Here is a 15,383-nt window from a genome sequence, read left to right as displayed (position 1 = left end):
CGGTCCCGTTCCCGTTCCCGTTCCCGTACGGATCGTCATCGTCGACGACGAGCAACTGGTGCGCATGGCCCTGCGGCTGGTCATCGACGGCGAACCGGACCTGACCGTCGTGGCGGAGGCGGCCGACGGGAACGCCGCCCTCGCCGTGGTGGACGAACAGCGGCCCGACGTGGTGCTGATGGACGTACGCATGCCGGGCCGGGACGGTCTGGACACGACCCGGGCGCTGCTCGCCCGGCCCGCGCCGCCGCGGGTGCTGATGCTGACCACCTTCGACTCCGACGACCTCGTGCTCGGGGCGCTGCGTGCCGGGGCGCTCGGCTTCGTCCTCAAGGACACCCCTCCCCCGCGCATCCTCGACGCGGTGCGGACCGTCGCGGACGGCCATCCGGTGCTGTCCCCGGCGGCGACGGCACGAGTGATCGCCGCGGCCACGGGCCCGGACTCCTCGCACAGCCGTGACCGCACCCGCGAGGCCGCGCGCGAACGGCTGTCCGTGCTGACGGAGCGGGAGCGGGAGACCGCCCGGGCCGTCGCGGACGGGCTGGGCAACGCGGAGATCGCCGAGCGGCTGCGCATCACCGTCGCGACGGTCAAGGCGCACACCGGCAGTCTGTTCGCCAAGCTGGGGGTCGAGAACCGGGTCCAGATCGCGCTCCTGGTCCGCGACGCGGGGGATTCGACCTGTCGGCGAGCTACCGGTCGCCCGTCAGATATCGGGTGATCATGGCGACCAGCTCCGTCTCCAGTCTCTCGACCTGGACGGGCTGCGGGCCTGCCATGAGCTTGTGGGTGTTCATCTCCACCGTTCCCACGACGAGTTCGGCGGCCATGTCGAGATCCCCCACCCGGACGTCCGGGTGGCGGGCGAACACCTCGCGCACCTGCCCCACCCGCGCCTTGCCGTGCCGGTCGATCGCTTCGAGCAGTTCGTCGGAGACCGGCGCTTCCTCGATCATCATCCGCAGGAGCTGCGGGTCGTCGCGGTGGTGGTCGATCGCGTCGCGGACCAGGGCGCGCACGGTCTCCGACAGGCTGCCGGGGGTCGTGTCCAGTTCCTCCGTGCCCGTCCAGGCGCCGCGGTCGATGTGCCGGACCAGCAGCTCGGCGAGGATCGCGTCCTTGTTCGGGAAGTACTGGTACAGCGAGCCGATGGACATGCGGGCGCGTTCGGCGATCCGGTTGGTCGTGCCGGCGGCGTAGCCGTACTCGCCGAAAACCTGAGCTGCGGCCGTCAGGACGCGCTCCCGGGTGAGTTCGGCCCGCACCTGTCGAGGCTTGCGACGTGGGGTGAGTCGGCGGTCGGAGGACGGCATCCGTTGATCCTTCCGGGCGGCGAAAAGCGAGTAGCCAAAGAGTTGAGCTTTTGCTCAGAATAGTGGCATGAGCTGCGAAAACAAGACGGAGAATTATCCAGGGGTACGGACGTGATCCCCCCGGTGAGCGTCCCGCGGGAGCGCAGGATGATCACTTTGGAGGTGCGGCGGTGCGAGCCCCTCACTCCCGGCTTCGCCCGCGTCACCCTGGGCGGACCCGGCGTGCGCGACCTCGTCCCAGGCGGCGCCGACCAGGCCGTCCGGCTCTTCTTCACCAGAGAAGGGCAGAGCGGGCTGAGGATGCCGACCGCCTCGAACGAGGCGTGGATGGTGCAGGTCATGCTCATGGCCAAAGCGGCCCGCCCGTGGGTGCGCAACCTGACCGTCCGGCGTCTGCGGCCCGCCGAGCAGGAGATCGACATCGAGTTCGCCCTGCACGGCGACTCGCCCCTGTCGTCGTGGGTGCGCCGGGTCCGGCCGGGCGACCCGGCCGGGATCTTCGACCTGGGGACCATGTACCGGCTGCCTGGACACGCCCGGGGGCGGCTGCTGGTGGGCGACGAGACCGCACTGCCGGCCATCCTGTCGATCCTGGAGGACGATCCGGACCCGCCGCCCACCGAGGTCTTCGCGGAAGTGGCGACGGCGGCCGACGTCCGGCCCGTCCCGACCCCGGCCGGGGTGCGCCTCCACTGGCTCAGCCGCGACGACGCGAGCATCCGGCCCGGCACCCTCGCGCTGGCGGCGGTCCGGAAGGCCGAACTGCCCGAAGGCCCCCTCTACGCGTGGGTGGCGGGCGAGTCCCGGCTGGCCACCGGCGTCCGGCGGCACCTGGTCGACGACCGTGGCGTACCCAAGCGGGACGTCTCCTTCTACGGGTACTGGCGACTGGGCCGGTCGACCCCCGGCTGAACAGGACTGTCATGCACCAGCACACATTCCGGCCGGGCTCGCTGCACCGGCTCACCTCCCTGGACCAGGTCGAAGCGGTCGTCGGCCGCCCGGCCGCGATGATCATGCGCAAGCAGATCGGCAGCCTCGACGCGGGCTGTCGCGCCGTCCTGGCCCACAGTCCGGTCGCCGCCTTCGGCCACCGGGACGGCGACGGCACCGCCCGGACCACCTTCGTCGGCGGCAGGCCCGGGTTCGCGCGCGTGCACTCCCCGCGGCGCTTCTCCTTCACCGCCCCCGCGCCGGGCGTCGTACCGGGCCCGGTCTCGCTCTTCTTCCTGCTGCCCGGTGTGGGCGAGGTGCTGCGCGTCAACGGCACCGCGTCCGCCCTCAGGGGCGAGACCGCCGTGGACGTCACCGAGGCCTACGTGCACTGCGCGCAGGCCGTCATCCGCGCCGGGCTGTGGGAGCCGCCCGCTCCGTGCCGGTCGGCCGAGTCGGCACCGGACGAGGGACCCTTGTCCGGCCCCGGTGTGGGCGACTTCCTTGCCGCGTCCCCCTTCCTGGCCCTCTCCACGTGGGACGCGGACGGCGGCAGCGACACCAGCCCGCGCGGGGAGCGGCGGCCGGTGGCCCGCATCCTGGACGGCCGCACCCTGGTGCTGGCCGACCGCAAGGGCAACAGACGCGCGGACACCCTGCGCAATCTGCTGCGGGACGACCGGCTCTCCCTGGCCGCACTCGTCCCCGGCCGCAGCGGTGTGCTGCACGTCCACGGGCGCGCCGCGATCACCGACGACGCCGCGCTGCTGCGGACGATGGCGCTGCGCGGCGTCCCACCGCATCTCGCCCTCCTCATCGACGTGGAGTACGCCGAGGTGCACGGGAACGACGCGGTGGCCGGTGCGCGGCTGTGGACGCCCGACGGAGGGGCCGTTGACGGACGGGCCGCCCGCGGTCGGGCCCCCGACATGATGGCCCTGGGCAGTGCCCACCTGGCCGCCGACGCGGCGGAGTCCGGACGAGCGTCGGCACGGCTGATCAGGCTGATCACCGCGGTCCCGGGGGTGAGCCGGCTGATGCGGAACGTCATTGACCGCGCGTACGTGTCCGGCCTGCGCAAGGAGGGCTACGACGGCGTGCGCGTCCCCGTGGCCGCCGCTCGCGGCGACGCACCCGGGGGCGAGGCGGTGGGGAGTCCCCTGCGGCCCGTGCGCGTACACGAGATACGCGAGGAGACGCCCTCCGTCCGGACCCTGGTGCTCGAGGACGCGGACGGAGCGGCCGAGCCGTTCGACTTTCGGCCCGGCCAGTTCTTCACCCTGGTCACGGATGTGGGTGGCAGCCCGGTGCGGCGTGCCTACTCGGCCTCTTCGGTCCCGGGCACGACCCGGCTGGAACTCACCGTCAAACTGGTGGAGGGCGGTCTCTTCTCCCCGCACGCCCACCGCCGCCTGCGCCCCGGGGACCGACTCGCGGTACGCGGCCCCTCGGGCACCTTCCATGCCCGGGCAAGGACGCCAGAGCATCTGGTGCTCGTCGCGGCCGGCAGCGGCATCACGCCCATGATGAGCATGATCAGGACCCGTCTGTCCGATCCCGCACCGGCCGGCCGGATCGACCTCCTCTACAGCAGCCGTCGCCCCGAAGACATCATCTTCGGCGCCGAGTTGACCCGTATGGAGAAGGACTGTCCGGACCGGCTGTCGGTCACGCACGTCCTCACCACCCGCGACGGCCGACTCGACGCCGACGGCATCCACCGGTGGGTGACCGGGCTGCCCCCGTCCGAGGGCACCCGTCACTTCGTCTGCGGTCCCGAAGCCCTGATGGACACCGTCCAGGACGTCCTGCGACGTCTCGGAGTGCCGGACGAACGCACGCACCGGGAGCGCTTCACCGGCGCCGCCACCACCGCTCTCACCGCCGAGGCGCCCCAGGAGTTGAGCGTCGAGACGGACGGGAACCTCCTCGGCGCGACCGTGGTCGAACCCGGCCAGACACTGCTCGACGCCGGGCTCGCCGCGGGTCTGCCCATGCCGTACTCGTGCACCGTCGGCAACTGCGGCGACTGCATGGCGCGCGTGCGCGACGGCGAGGTCACGCAGCCCGAACACACCTGTCTCACTCCGGAGCAGAAGGCCGGGGGTTGGGTGCTGACGTGCGTCGGCTGCCCGGTGTCGGCGGTGGCGCTCGACATCTCGGACCCGGCCGTCCCCGATGGAATCGGACGGCCGGAACGGCACGGCGGGGACGCCTGAGACCCCGGCCGTCCGGCCCCCGCCGCCGGTCGGCCGGAGAGGCCGGCGGCCAAGTGGTCGCCGGGGATACCGGCGGGCACGGCCGCCTTGTTGCCCGGGCACCGCGGTGAACGGCCGGTCGAGGGGCGTCAGCCGATGTGCCAGGAAGCGCTGGGCGCCCAACCTTCACCAGGCCGCGGGTGCCGAAGTACTCGTCGGCCTTCGGTCACCAGGTGGGACGGAGGCGGGCGGGAAAACTCATCGGTGACCCCGAGGACCGGCCGACGTGCCGGTGGTAGGCCTTGTTCGCGATGCGCCAGCCGTCTGCGGCACGCACCAGCAGGAAGACGTCCGTGAACCGGTCCGCACCGTGGCGCAGTGTCATGGTGGCGGTCGCGACGGTGCCATGGACCTCGACGGCGTCGATACGGCGGGTCCGGGTCGCCTCGTCCGCTGCCGGCCGGCCCCGGAAGAGGGCGCAGTACTCGTCCAGGCCCCAGGAGACGAAGGCGCCGTCCCGGACGCCCTCGATGTGGGCGGTGGGCAGGAACGCGTCACGGAAGTGGCCGGGGTCGCCGGTGGCGTGTCCGCGGATGTAGGCGCGGAGCGGATCGAGTACGGCGCCCGCCACATCGCCCTCCACCGTGGGCACGGCGGCGACGGCCACGTCGGCCGCGGGGTCGGCCACGGGACCTGCCAGGGCGTCCGCGCTCCGCATGGGCGAGGTCGAGGCATCGGCGAGCAGCGCCATGTCCTTGGCCAGCGCGCCGATGGTGAAATCTGCCGTGTGCGGGGCCCGCTCACCGGTGAGGAAGGGACGCTTGCGGGCGACGAGCCCGCCGAGCTGGCCGAGTTCGAGGACGTCCAGCACCTGAGTGCGCGGCAGGCCGAGCGCGTCCCCTTGCCCCAGTGAGTCGCGCAGCGCCAGAAGGGCACCGGCAAGGCTGCTGTTGGCGACGAGCTTGAGCGCCGCGGCGGTGGCGGCGTCGTCGACGCGTCGCACGGTACCCAGCGATTCCAGCACCGGCCGGACGCCTTCGAGTGTGCCCTGCTCGGCGGCGGCGAGGATCCGGAGCGTTCCACCGGCCACCGCCGGAACGGAGCCGATCACCGGCGCGTGGACGTAGGACCGGCCGAGGTGCCGCGCGAACTCCGCCGCCTCGGCGGGGGCGACGGTGCTGGTGTTCAGCACGACGGTGTCCGGGCGCAGCGAGTCCCGGATGTCGCCGAGGACCTGGAGACAGGCGGGTCCGTCGAACAGCGACAGGAGCACCAGGTCCGCCTTCGCCACGGCGGTGCCCGGATCGGGGGCCACCTCGACGGTGCCCGAGGCGCGGCCGGAGCGGGTCCAGCCGACGACGTCCCGGCCCTGGGCGGTGAGCCGGGCGGCGATCGCTTCTCCCATACGTCCCAGGCCGAGAACGGCGATGGTGCATGGCGCGTGTGGTGCGGTCATGACCGCCACAGTGGTGCACTCGGGGGGCTGCGACAAGCGCAGGTTTCGCAGGCCTCCTCTGCGTTGCCCGCATGTCTGCGTGGATACTGGCGCGATGGATCTCACCGTGTGGCGGACCTTCGTGACCGTGTGCCGTCTCGGGTCGCTGTCGGCGGCCGCCGACGAGCTGAACCACACCCAGTCGGCGGTCTCCCGCCAGATCGCGGGACTGGAGCGGCAGTTGGGCGTGCCGCTGGTCGAGCGCCATGCGCGGGGCGTGCGTCCCACGCAGGCCGGCGAAGTGTTCCGCCGGCACGCCCTGACCACGCTCGGCGAGGCCGACCGCGCCGTCCGCGCCGCACGGGACGTCCGCGACGGGGGATCCGGTCGGCCGTTGGCCGTCGGCGCCGTCCCCTCCCTGGCTTCCGGGATCGTTCCGGAAGCCGTCCGCGGTCTGCTGGACAGGGCCGGACCCATCCGGTGGAGCCTGGTGCCGGGCCTGAGCGGGGAGCTGCACCGGCGGGTGATCGGCGGCGACATCGACCTGGCTGTCGTCACCGACGCACCACCCGGCCTGCCCCATGCGCCACAGGTCGAACAACGGTTCCTGGGGCTGGACCGCATGGTCGTCGTCCTGCCCGTCGGCCATCCGCGGGCCGGGACCGGCCCGGTGCACATCCGGACGCTGGCCGACGAGACCTGGGCCGAGGACAACGACGGATCGGCGGCGCTCCTGCGCCGGCACGCCGCCCGCGCCGGAGTCGGTGTCCGCATCGACCTCGGTGCGGCCGATCTGCCCGGCAAGCTGGCCCTGGTCGCCACCGGTCACGCCATCGCGCTGGTGCCGGGGGTGCTGAGGCGTGCGCTGCGGGCCGACGTCGTCACGGTGGGCCTCGTCGACGCTCCGACTCGCGGCGTCTACACGATCACCCCGCATCGCGAGCCCCACCCTTGTGCGGCCGCTCTTCACGACGAGCTGACCACTGCGTTCGCCGCCGCCGGGGGCCCGACGGACACGTCACCGGCGGCGGCCCGAGAGGCGGTCGCCGCCAGGGAGAGCGCAGAGGCGCAACAGGCGCTGAGAGTACGAGGGCGGTGACCCGGTCACCGCGACGGTGTCAGCGAGTGGCCAGCCGGTCGAGCAGGGCGGCGCTCTCCGCCAGCAACGCCCGCTCCCTGTCCGTGAGTTCGTCCTCGATGGCCTGCGCGAGCCAGCCCACCCTGCGGCCGCGCTCCGCGTCCAGCGCGGTGCGGCCCGCGTCCGACAGCTCGACCAGCGACTTGCGGCCGTCCGTGGGGTGCGCCCGTCGGGTGACCAGGTTCTGTTCCATGAGAAGGCCCACCGCCCGCGCCATCGACTGGGGGCGTACGCGCTGGTCGGCGGCGAGTTCGCTGGTGGTCATGGCACCGTCGCGGTCGAGTGCGCCGAGCACGGCGACCTGACCCAACGGGATGCGGTCCTCGTGCTTGACGCGTCGGGTGAGCTTGCTCATCGCGGTGCGCAGTTCGGCGGCGATGGCGGCGGCTTCCGGGGTGGGCATGGGGCATTTTACCCCCGCTGACCAGCAAAGCTGTTCACCTGACCTGCACAGCCAAGCTAAACAGACAGCCTGCGCAGCAATGCTGCTCAGCCAAACTGAGCAGCATTGCTGTAGAGTCTGGTCCGCCGGGCCCCGCGCCAGCGTTGCCGCAGCCGGGTCACGGCACCGACAACGGGAAGGAACTCCCATGTCCGCAACAGCAGTCGAACCCGCCGCGGCGATCGAGTCCGTCACCGCCCGCCGGATCATCGACAGCCGCGGCAACCCCACGGTCGAGGTGGACGTCGTCCTGGAAGACGGGTCCCTGGGTCGGGCAGCCGTCCCCTCCGGCGCCTCCACCGGCGCCCGGGAAGCGGTGGAGCTGCGCGACGATGACCCCACCCGCTGGCACGGCAAGGGCGTCGACCGCGCGGTGGCCCATGTGAACGGGGAGATCGCGGCGACGGTGCACGGCCGCGACGCGGCGGACCAGGCGGGTCTCGACGCCGCACTGATCGCCCTCGACGGCACCGCCACGAAGTCCCGGCTCGGCGCCAACGCACTCCTCGGCGTCTCGCTCGCCGCCGCCAAGGCCGCGGCCGCGGCCCGCCGCCAGCCCCTCTACCGTTACCTCGGCGGCTCCGGCGCGCACCTTCTGCCGCTGCCGATGATGAACATCGTCAACGGCGGCGCCCACGCCGACAATCCGCTGGACTTCCAGGAGTTCATGATCGTGCCCGTGGGCGCGGACACGTTCGCCGAAGCCGTCCGCATGGGCAGCGAGGTCTTCCACACCCTGCGCCGCGATCTGCTGGCCGCCGGGCACTCCACCGGCGTGGGCGACGAGGGCGGCTTCGCACCCGCGCTGCGCACCGCCGAGGAGGCCCTCGACTTCGTGGTGACCGCCATCGAACGCACCGGGTACCGCGCCGGACCGGACATCGGCCTGGTCATGGACCCGGCGTCGTCGGAGTTCTTCCGCGACGGCGTGTACGACTACGCGGGCGAGGGGGTGCGCCGGTCCCCCGCCGAGCACGCCGACCACCTGGCCGGGCTCATCGACGCCTACCCGGTCGTCTCCGTCGAGGACCCGATGGCCGAGGACGACCTGGACGGCTGGCGCGAGCTGACCGCCCGCGTCGGCGACCGGTGCCAGCTCACCGGCGACGATGTGTTCTGCACCGACGAGGCACTCGTGCGGGAGGGCATCCGTACCGGCGTCGGCAACTCGGTCCTGGTCAAGGTCAATCAGATCGGAACGCTCACCGAGGCACTGGCGACGGTGACCACGGCGCACGAGGCGGGCTGGACCGTTGTCATGTCGCACCGCTCGGGCGAGACGGAGGACACCACGATCGCGGATCTCGCGGTGGCGACCGGCTGCGGTCAGATCAAGACCGGATCGCTCTCCCGGTCCGACCGCACGGCCAAGTACAACCGGCTCATCCGGATCGAGGAGGAACTGGGCGCCTCGGCACGGTTCGCGGGCCGCTCCGCGCTGCGCGGGATGTGAGCCGCACCCGGCCCGCCGCGCTCCCGGCAGCCCGGCGGGCCGGATCCTCGCCGGTCTCGATCCGCCCGAGACCACTCCCGCGACGGGCAAAGGGGTCGGGTTGCGGGCCGTCCGCGGCGTCGTAGTGCCCGGCCGTCAGCGACCGTTGGAGAGCGCCTGCCCGCTGGCCCCGGGACCGTAGTACAGCCGGAGGAACTCCTCCATCGCCGAGTCGACCCCGGCGCGGTCACCGGTGGCGAGCAGGTCGAACAGCAGGCCGCGGACGGTGGCGAGCCCCAGCCTGGCACGATCGCGGGCCTCGTCGGGCGACGCACCGGCCGCTGCCTCGGCACGCGCGAGCGGCTCCAGCCAGTCCCCCACGAGCCCTTCGAGGACCGGGGCGGCCTCGGGCCGGCCGCGCAGCGCCTGCCCGCAGATCTCGAAGAACAGCCGCTCCTGACCGGCCGCTCCGGGATCCGTCAACTGCCGCCACAGCTGCCGCGCGACATCGGCGGGCGAGACACCGGGCTCGGCGCGAAGCCGCGACAGCAACGCACGCTGGCGGCGCTCCGACGCCCGGACGATCTCGACGAGCAGTTGTTCCTTGGAGCCGAAGTGGTGGATCAGCATGCGATGGCTGACGCCGATCGCGGAACCGAGCCGACGCAGGCTGAGGTCGGTGATCCCGTGCTCCGCGACGTGGTCGACGGCGGCCTCCACCAGCCGCGCGCGCCGGTCGCCCGGCGCCTCCCGGCCGGGGCCCGAGGCCGGCTGCGGATCGTCCCTTGTCACCACGGCGCGAGTGTACCAAGTGGTACATCCCGCGTGTACCGTGTGGTACATGAAGCCTGTCACTGTGTCTATCGCCGTGCCCCAGACGCCCGAGCAGGTCTACGACTTCCTCGACGTCATGGCGCACCACGAGCGATTCACGAATCACTACCTCTCCGACTGGCACTGCAGCGGCCCTGCCCGCGGCGTCGGTTCGCGCGCCGCCGTCACCGCCGCGCTGGGCGGCAGGAAGACCGACGTCGTCATCGAGGTCGTCGAGGCCGAGGCGCCACGGCGCATCGTGGAACGGAACGTCAGCGCCGCGGGCCGGCGTGTGGCCCACGGAACCTACGATGTCGAAGCGCCGCGAACCGGCGGGGCCCGCGTCTCGTTCACCTACTCCTGGGTACGCGCCCCGCTCTCCGACCGGCTGCTCGCACCCGTAGTTCGGACGACGATGCGGCGCGCCAACCGCACGGTCATGCGGCGCCTGGCCGCCGAGCTGGCCCGTCACACGTCCGCCACCGGGACCTGACGGCAGCAGGGGCCGATTGCGCCTCACGGGCGAGGAGTTCGGCGTTCCGACACCTGTCGCGCACCGGCGTGCGGGTGTACGGTCTCGGGCCGATGGACTTTGGGAGCGCTCCCATCGCGTTGTGTCCGCTTCGCACGAGGAGGAACGCTTTGAAACGCCTTTTGGCCCTGCTCGCGACCGGCGTATCGATCGTCGGCCTGACGGCGCTCGCCGGCCCACCGGCGCAGGCCGCAACCGGCTGCGAGGCCGAGTACACGATCACCAGCCAGTGGGAGGGCGGCTTCCAGGCCGGGGTGAAGATCACCAACCTGGGTGATCCCGTCAGTGGCTGGACGCTCGGGTTCACGATGCCGGACGCCGGGCAGCGGGTCGTCCAGGGCTGGAACGCGACCTGGTCGCAGTCCGGCTCCGCGGTCACCGCCGACGGCGTCGACTGGAACCGCACCCTGTCCACCGGCGCGTCGGCCGACCTGGGGTTCGTGGGGTCCTTCACGGGCGCCAATCCCGCGCCCACGTCCTTCACACTCAATGGCGTGACCTGCAGCGGATCCGTCACCGATCCGCCGACCAACCCGCCCACCGATCCGCCCGCGACCGGGACACCGGCTGCCGTCAACGGCCAACTGCACGTCTGCGGTGTGCATCTGTGCAATCAGTACGACCGCCCGATACAGCTGCGCGGCATGAGCACGCACGGCATCCAGTGGTTCGGCCCGTGCTACGGCGACGCCTCCCTGGACGCCCTGGCGCAGGACTGGAAGTCGGACCTGCTCCGCGTCGCCATGTACGTGCAGGAGGAGGGCTACGAAACCGACCCGGCGGGCTTCACCAGCCGGGTGAACGGCCTGGTCGACATGGCCGAGGCCCGGGGCATGTACGCGGTGATCGACTTCCACACGCTGACGCCGGGCGACCCGAACTACAACCTGGACCGCGCCAAGACGTTCTTCTCCTCCGTCGCCGCCCGCAACGCGGACAAGGAGAACGTGATCTACGAGATCGCCAACGAGCCCAACGGGGTGAGCTGGACGGCCGTGAAGAGCTACGCCGAGCAGGTCATCCCGGTGATCCGGGCCGCCGACCCGGACGCCGTCGTGATCGTCGGCACCCGCGGCTGGTCCTCGCTGGGCGTCTCGGACGGCGCGAACGAGAGCGAGGTGGTCAACAACCCGGTGAACGCGACCAACATCATGTACGCGTTCCACTTCTACGCCGCCAGCCACAAGGACACCTACCGGGCGGCGGTGAGCCGAGCGGCCACCCGACTCCCCCTGTTCGTGTCGGAGTTCGGCACGGTGAGTGCCACCGGCGGTGGTGCGGTGGACCGGTCGAGCAGCATCGCCTGGCTGGATCTGCTCGACCAGCTCAAGATCAGTTATGCGAACTGGACGTACTCCGACGCCGACGAGGGCAGCGCCGCGTTCAGGCCGGGCACCTGTGAGGGCACCGACTACAGCAGCAGCGGCGTGCTGACCGAGTCCGGCGCTCTGCTGAAGAGCCGCATCAGCACCAGCGACAACTTCCCGACGAGCTGACTCCGGCGAGACAGGAGGAGCAGACGCGCGACGACGTGGGACGCGGCTCCGCTCCGCGTCCCACGGACCGCCCCCTGCTCACGAATTGACTGATTGACCGGGCCGCCGCGTGGGCAGGGAGCCAGGTGATGTCATGAGCACGACTCCTCTCCCCCACAAGGAGGTCGAGCATGCACGTCCGCACACTGACCGGATGTCTCGCGGCGGCGCTGATGTCGCTGCCGCTGCTGAGCGGCCAGGCCGTGGCCGCGGGCTCACCGGCCGCGGCCCGGGTCCTCACCTACGACGCCAGCGGCTCCGCGGAGTTCCGGTCCGCCGTCGACCGGGGCGCGGCCATCTGGAACGAGAGCGTCGAGGGTGCCGAGCTGCGTCCGGTTTCGGCCGGACAGCGGGCCGACATCCGGATCCTGGCCGACGACGGCTGGCCGCGCGCCCTCCCCACGTCCCTGGGCAAGGGCACCGTCTGGATCGGACGTCAGGCGGTGAACGAGGGCTACAACACGGTACGCATCTCGTCCCACGAACTCGGGCACATCCTGGGGCTGCCGGACCGCAAACCCGGGCCGTGCTCCAGTCTGATGTCGGGATCGAGCGCGGGCGTCCCGTGCACCAATCCGTACCCTAACGCCGCGGAGAAGACGGAGGTCGAGAACAACTTCGCCGGTGCGGCCGGTTCTCCGTCGGCGGTCACGGGGCCGGTGCCCGTCCTGGTCGAGGACTGAGCCTCGGCGACGATCAGCACGGTCAACGCATGTACACACGGACTTCCAGGTAGCTCTCCCCGTCCCTCGGTGGCCGGGTCCAGGAGCGGCTGGTGCAGGTGTGCAGCCTCCCGTGCACGAGCGCCTGCCGGGGCAGGTGGACACCGAACTCCCCGCCCACCGCCGCCAGCAGCGCCCGTTCCGCGTCGTCGGCGCCGTCGCCCGGGTCACCGAAGTACTGGTCCGGGCGCAGCGTCCTCGGTATCTCCCCGCTCTCCCCGCTCTCGCGGATCTCCCCCTCGTCGTACGTGAAGGCGTACCGCTCGACGCCGTCCCGGGCCACCGAGAGGTGGAAGAAGGGTTCTCCGTGCCGCGTTCTCAGCCCGCTCCACACCACCACCGCCCGAGTGCCCGCGCAGGCCCCGGCCGCGGGGGAGACGAACCGCTGCCGGTCGAAGGGGGCGGGGTCGCCGTCGAAGGCGAAACTCCAGCCGTCGCCCGCCCGGCCGACCGCGAGGAGCGCCCGGTCCTCGTACGACGGGAACTCCCCGCGGCGGCGCGACCAGCCCTGCCGCGCCTGCCAGGAGGTCATGGGGTCGTCGAGCACGGCGCCGCCCCCGTCCGCGAGCCGCGCCGCCAACTCCTCGGGCTCGACCCCTTCGACGAGTACGAACCGGTAGCACGTGCGGCGGTTGCCCGGGTCCGGCTCGGCGAGCCATGCCAGGCCGGGCGGGTCCAGCGGCGGCGTCGGCCCGGGTGCCTGACCGGCCTGACCGCCCCTGGGCGTGGACAGCAGCTCGCGCCCCCGCTCCGCGGTCAGCAGCGACCCGAGCAGCGGGTCCGCGATCCAGCCCACCGGTGCCAGATGGTCCGGCCCCAGCGGCTCCCACGAGGGCAGGGCACACGTCAGCTCCCGCCAGGCCGCGTCCGTGTCCCCCCACCGGGCCAGCTCCCTCGCCCGCTCCACCGCCTCTCCGAACGCTCCGGTCGCCGTGTACGCGTACGTGCCCTTCGTCATCCGGCCGGGCATCTCGGCGGTGAGCAGGGGCAACAGCTCGGGCGCGTACCGCGGGTCCGCGGCCAGGCCGCCGAAGTCCACCATGTAGGTCTGGCCGAGCAGACGGCGTATCTGGTCGCCGAGTCCGGCGGCTCGCGGTCTGCCGTACGCCCTGGCCTCGTCCAGGAGTCGCAGGGCTCCCTCCCAGTCGCCGCGCAGCGCCGCCAACCGGGCCTCCTCGACGAGTGCGTCGAGTCTGCGCGTCGTGTCATTGACGAACTCCGGCTCTCCTTCCCCCGGGCGGGCGCGCAGGCAGTGGAACTCGCGGTGCATCTCCCGCATGAACGCATGGAAGTTCGCATGCCGCTCGGGCGGTGCGGCCCGCCAGCCCGCCCAGGTGTACACGGCCCATTCACCGTCCTCGTCCACGTCCTGCGGGTCCATGAGGACGTAGGTGGCGTCGGACGCGACGTCGAGCTGCAGTCCGCGCCGCCAGATGCCTGCCTCCCGCCGCTCCTGCGGCCCGGCGTCGTCGTCCAGGTACTCCTCGAACATGTCCGCCAGGCCCGAGGCGTCGTCGTGCCAGCGCGCGTCCGCGGTGCCCGCGAGCAGCCACACGAATCCGCCCGCGTGCCGCCACCCGTCACTGACCATCAGGAACTCCCGGTACGACGGGGGCAGGCGCAGGCCCAGGCGTGCCTCGGCCGCCGCGACCCGCGCCTCGTCGGCGGGCGGGAAGCCCAGCCAACGAGACCGCCGGGCGGCCGCGTCGTCCGCGCTTTGTGTCTCCCCTTCGGGCAGGCAGTCCGCCCACTCCCCGCTCCACTCGGCAAGGAAGGGCCGCCAGTCGAACGTCGTTGTGTCCGTCATGGGTCCAGGCTGTCATCAGCCACTGACAATGCCGCCCGGGTCCGGAAGACCCGGACGGCTTCACTCGGCCGCCGGTGAACCGGCCGGCGCCGATCACGAGATGGGAGAACGATCAATGAAGTCCACTCCGGTACGGAGCAGGGTGCGCAGGGCCGCGCTCGCGCTCTCGGCCGTCGCGGCCCTCACCCTCGGCACGACCGCGACGGCCACCACGAACGGCGCGGCGGCGGCTCCCGCTCCCGCGAAGCAGGGGCCGACCTCGGTGGCCTACATCGAGGTGAACAACAACAGCATGCTCAACGCGGGCAAGTACACCCTCGCCGACGGCGGCGGGAACGTCTTCGACGTCGCCGTGATCTTCGCGGCGAACATCAACTACGACACGGGCACCAAGTCGGCGTACCTGCACTTCAACGAGAACGTGCAGCGCGTCCTCGACAACGCCGCCACGCAGATACGGCCGTTGCAGCAGCAGGGCATCAAGGTCGTCCTCTCTGTACTCGGCAACCACCAGGGCGCGGGGTTCGCCAACTTCCCGTCCCAGCAGGCGGCTTCGGCGTTCGCGAAGCAACTCTCGGACGCCGTCGCCGAGTACGGCCTCGACGGCATCGACTTCGACGACGAGTACGCCGAGTACGGCACCAACGGCACCGGGCAGCCCAACGACAGCTCGTTCGTCCACCTGGTGACGGCCCTGCGCGCGAACATGCCGGACAAGATCATCAGCCTGTACAACATCGGTCCGGCCGCCTCGCGCCTCTCCTACGGCGGCGTCGACGTCTCCACCGACTTCGACTACGCCTGGAACCCGTACTACGGCACCTGGCAGGTGCCCCGGATCGCGCTGCCCAAGTCGAAGCTGTCACCGGCCGCCGTGGAGATCGGCCGGACCTCGCGGAGCACGTCCGCCGACCTCGCCCGGCGCACCGTCGCCGAGGGATACGGCGTCTATCTGACGTACAACCTCGACGGCGGCGACCGCAGCGCCGACGTCTCCGCGTTCACCAGGGAGCTGTACGGCAGCGAGGCCGTGTACACGCCGTAGGGCGCCGCGCCGCACTGCGGCCGGACAACGATGTC

Annotated in this window: 14 protein-coding genes; 9 read left to right on the top strand and 5 right to left on the bottom strand. The window is 72.1% G+C overall.

What is annotated here, in order from left to right; genetic code table 11:
- The first annotated feature begins 31 nt into the window (after positions 1 to 31).
- A complete protein-coding gene (locus tag ACH4D3_RS12420; protein ID WP_398321103.1) occupies positions 32 to 724 on the top strand; it encodes a response regulator in 693 nt (230 codons plus the stop codon).
- Here the strand turns inward: ACH4D3_RS12420 and ACH4D3_RS12415 are convergent.
- Entirely contained in the window at positions 696 to 1,316 is a 621-nt protein-coding gene (locus tag ACH4D3_RS12415) for a TetR/AcrR family transcriptional regulator (RefSeq protein WP_398320251.1), read from the bottom strand. The genes ACH4D3_RS12420 and ACH4D3_RS12415 overlap by 29 nt on opposite strands.
- Before the next feature lie 147 nt (positions 1,317 to 1,463).
- Here ACH4D3_RS12415 and ACH4D3_RS12410 point away from each other — a divergent pair, with 147 nt between their 5' ends.
- Both ACH4D3_RS12410 and ACH4D3_RS12405 read left to right on the top strand, forming a co-directional pair.
- Positions 1,464 to 2,228, top strand: coding sequence for a siderophore-interacting protein (locus ACH4D3_RS12410; protein ID WP_398320248.1), 765 nt, complete (start codon positions 1,464 to 1,466; stop codon positions 2,226 to 2,228).
- Between the two features lie 11 nt (positions 2,229 to 2,239).
- Positions 2,240 to 4,468 (top strand): 2Fe-2S iron-sulfur cluster-binding protein, encoded by a 2,229-nt coding sequence (locus tag ACH4D3_RS12405; protein WP_398320245.1) that lies wholly within the window; start codon positions 2,240 to 2,242, stop codon positions 4,466 to 4,468.
- A gap of 205 nt (positions 4,469 to 4,673) precedes the next feature.
- On the opposite strand, the gene ACH4D3_RS12400 is transcribed toward ACH4D3_RS12405, so the two are convergent.
- Positions 4,674 to 5,903 carry a nuclear transport factor 2 family protein gene (locus ACH4D3_RS12400; protein ID WP_398320242.1) on the bottom strand — a complete coding sequence of 410 codons (1,230 nt, stop codon included), beginning with the start codon at positions 5,901 to 5,903 and terminating at the stop codon, positions 4,674 to 4,676.
- A 94-nt stretch (positions 5,904 to 5,997) separates the two neighbouring features.
- On the opposite strand from ACH4D3_RS12400, the gene ACH4D3_RS12395 reads away from it, so the two are divergent.
- Positions 5,998 to 6,981: a LysR family transcriptional regulator gene (locus ACH4D3_RS12395; protein ID WP_398320239.1), complete on the top strand. Its 984-nt coding sequence runs from the start codon at positions 5,998 to 6,000 to the stop codon at positions 6,979 to 6,981.
- A 19-nt stretch (positions 6,982 to 7,000) separates the two neighbouring features.
- On the opposite strand, the gene ACH4D3_RS12390 is transcribed toward ACH4D3_RS12395, so the two are convergent.
- On the bottom strand, positions 7,001 to 7,423 hold the full coding sequence (locus ACH4D3_RS12390; protein WP_398320236.1) for a MarR family winged helix-turn-helix transcriptional regulator: 423 nt from the start codon (positions 7,421 to 7,423) through the stop codon (positions 7,001 to 7,003).
- Positions 7,424 to 7,610: 187 nt separating this feature from the next.
- Here ACH4D3_RS12390 and eno point away from each other — a divergent pair, with 187 nt between their 5' ends.
- Positions 7,611 to 8,915, top strand: coding sequence for a phosphopyruvate hydratase (eno, locus tag ACH4D3_RS12385; protein WP_398320233.1), 1,305 nt, complete (start codon positions 7,611 to 7,613; stop codon positions 8,913 to 8,915).
- A 135-nt stretch (positions 8,916 to 9,050) separates the two neighbouring features.
- Here eno and ACH4D3_RS12380 read toward each other — a convergent pair whose 3' ends face one another.
- Positions 9,051 to 9,689: a TetR/AcrR family transcriptional regulator gene (locus tag ACH4D3_RS12380; RefSeq protein WP_398320230.1), complete on the bottom strand. Its 639-nt coding sequence runs from the start codon at positions 9,687 to 9,689 to the stop codon at positions 9,051 to 9,053.
- Between the two features lie 46 nt (positions 9,690 to 9,735).
- Here ACH4D3_RS12380 and ACH4D3_RS12375 point away from each other — a divergent pair, with 46 nt between their 5' ends.
- The 3 genes from ACH4D3_RS12375 (at position 9,736) to ACH4D3_RS12365 (ending at position 12,457) form a co-directional block, all read left to right on the top strand.
- Positions 9,736 to 10,200, top strand: coding sequence for an SRPBCC family protein (locus tag ACH4D3_RS12375; RefSeq protein WP_398320227.1), 465 nt, complete (start codon positions 9,736 to 9,738; stop codon positions 10,198 to 10,200).
- A 149-nt stretch (positions 10,201 to 10,349) separates the two neighbouring features.
- On the top strand, positions 10,350 to 11,735 hold the full coding sequence (locus tag ACH4D3_RS12370; RefSeq protein WP_398320224.1) for a cellulase family glycosylhydrolase: 1,386 nt from the start codon (positions 10,350 to 10,352) through the stop codon (positions 11,733 to 11,735).
- A 170-nt stretch (positions 11,736 to 11,905) separates the two neighbouring features.
- Positions 11,906 to 12,457 carry a snapalysin family zinc-dependent metalloprotease gene (locus tag ACH4D3_RS12365; protein WP_398320221.1) on the top strand — a complete coding sequence of 184 codons (552 nt, stop codon included), beginning with the start codon at positions 11,906 to 11,908 and terminating at the stop codon, positions 12,455 to 12,457.
- A 22-nt stretch (positions 12,458 to 12,479) separates the two neighbouring features.
- On the opposite strand, the gene ACH4D3_RS12360 is transcribed toward ACH4D3_RS12365, so the two are convergent.
- Complete coding sequence (locus ACH4D3_RS12360; RefSeq protein ID WP_398320218.1) at positions 12,480 to 14,303, bottom strand: SMI1/KNR4 family protein; 1,824 nt, start codon at positions 14,301 to 14,303, stop codon at positions 12,480 to 12,482.
- A gap of 115 nt (positions 14,304 to 14,418) precedes the next feature.
- On the opposite strand from ACH4D3_RS12360, the gene ACH4D3_RS12355 reads away from it, so the two are divergent.
- Complete coding sequence (locus ACH4D3_RS12355) at positions 14,419 to 15,348, top strand: endo-beta-N-acetylglucosaminidase H (protein WP_398320215.1); 930 nt, start codon at positions 14,419 to 14,421, stop codon at positions 15,346 to 15,348.
- The last annotated feature ends 35 nt before the right edge of the window (positions 15,349 to 15,383 follow it).

Source organism: Streptomyces sp. NPDC018026, from assembly GCF_044327745.1.
Classification (GTDB): domain Bacteria; phylum Actinomycetota; class Actinomycetes; order Streptomycetales; family Streptomycetaceae; genus Streptomyces; species Streptomyces rubrogriseus.
The sequence above is the reverse complement of the archived record's forward strand: the minus strand, read 5'-3'. Positions and strand labels throughout refer to the sequence as shown.